This is a genomic window from Streptomyces sp. URMC 123, from assembly GCF_051386515.1.
Taxonomy (GTDB): domain Bacteria; phylum Actinomycetota; class Actinomycetes; order Streptomycetales; family Streptomycetaceae; genus Streptomyces.
The window spans coordinates 1-1369 of sequence record NZ_JBPQTV010000611.1; the positions used below are offsets into that span (position 1 = coordinate 1).

A 1369-nucleotide genomic window follows, 5' to 3' on the forward strand; every position below is an offset into this window, starting at 1 on the left:
CCTCCGTCCCCGCCTCCGTCCCTGCCTCCGTTTCCGCCGCCGCCCCCGTCCCCGCCCTGCTCGTCCCGGACGCGGAGGTAGTGCTCGTATTCGCTGGCGGCGCAGCCGGATATGGCGGAGGAGGCCGCCAACGCCGCCTTGCGGAGCTGGTCGACGGTGAGCCGCCGGCCGATGGCGGCCAGTTCCGGCCGTCGATTCGCCGTGCGCAGCGCCTCGTCGAGGACCCGCTCGAACTCGGGGCGGTCCCGCGGAAGCAGATGTGGAGCCCTGTTCATGTGCATCCCCCGATGCTCCGTAGGGCCTGGATGCCGGCTCTCACCGGGCAGTCGGGCGGAAACGGAGGAGAGCCTGCTACGGATAAGCCGATGGTAGAGCGCTACCGGCACGAGGTGACAGGTTGTTTCCCGAAAATGGCCCCGGGCCGGGGAGTGTGCTATCTCCCCTGACACCTACCCGCGTTTATCGTCAATCCGACAAAGGGAGTTGGACGACCAGCAGCTTTCCGGCCATCGTCACCCCGCCGTCCATCGCGACGGCCAGCCCGTCGGCGTAGACGTGCGGACCCTCCACGGCCGGGGAGCCGCTGTCCTCGCCGTCCTCGGAGCCGACCTCGCCGAGCAGATACGGGATCGGGCTGTGGCCGTGCACGATGCGCTCGCCCCCGTACGTGCCGATCAGCTCCCGCACCGCGACCGGGCCCGCCTCGTCGTCACGGAAGGCGAACCGCTTGGTGAACTTGCGGAAGAGGTCCCAGCACTCGTCCGCGTTCCCCCGCTGGAGGATCTCGTGGACGGTGTCGTTGACGTCCTCGATGGAGTCGCCGTACTCGAGGTAGGCGGTGGTGTCGGAGTGCACCAGCAGGTGCCCGTCCTCCTCCACGATCGCGTCCAGCCGGGACATCCACTGGAGGTGGTGGTCCTGGAGCCGCTCCATGTCGGTGCGCTGGCCGCCGTTGAGCAGCCACGCGGCCTGGAAGGAGGCGGTGCCGGCGCCGGAGTTCACCGGGGTGTCCCCGAACCGCTTGGCGCCGATCAGCAGCAGCTCGTGGTTGCCCATGAGCGCCTTGCAGTAGCCGCCGGCCGCGGCCGCCTCGGCGGACAGCCGCATCACCAGGTCGATGACGCCGATCCCGTCGGGGCCGCGGTCGGTGAAGTCGCCCAGGAACCACAGCCGGGTGTTGCCGGCCGCCCAGCGGTCCTCGGCGTCGATGAGCCCCTCGGCGCGCAGGGCCTCCCGCAGCTCGTCGAAGTAGCCGTGCACATCGCCGACGACATAGAGCGGGCCAAGGCCCTCGGGCCCGAGCCGGCCGGCCTCGGGGGCGGTCATCCGGCCCAGGGGGAGGGTGGGCAGCCCGGGCGCGGTGTCGCCA

Annotated in this window: 1 protein-coding gene and 1 pseudogene; both read right to left on the reverse strand. The window is 71.0% G+C overall.

Annotation, left to right across the window (positions count from 1 at the left end):
• Positions 1-275, reverse strand: a pseudogene (locus ACSNOD_RS31185) (hypothetical protein); the annotation flags it as partial.
• A 190-nt stretch (positions 276-465) separates the two neighbouring features.
• A partial coding sequence (locus ACSNOD_RS31190; RefSeq protein ID WP_436770439.1) for a metallophosphoesterase occupies positions 466-1369 on the reverse strand: 904 nt, incomplete at its 5' end.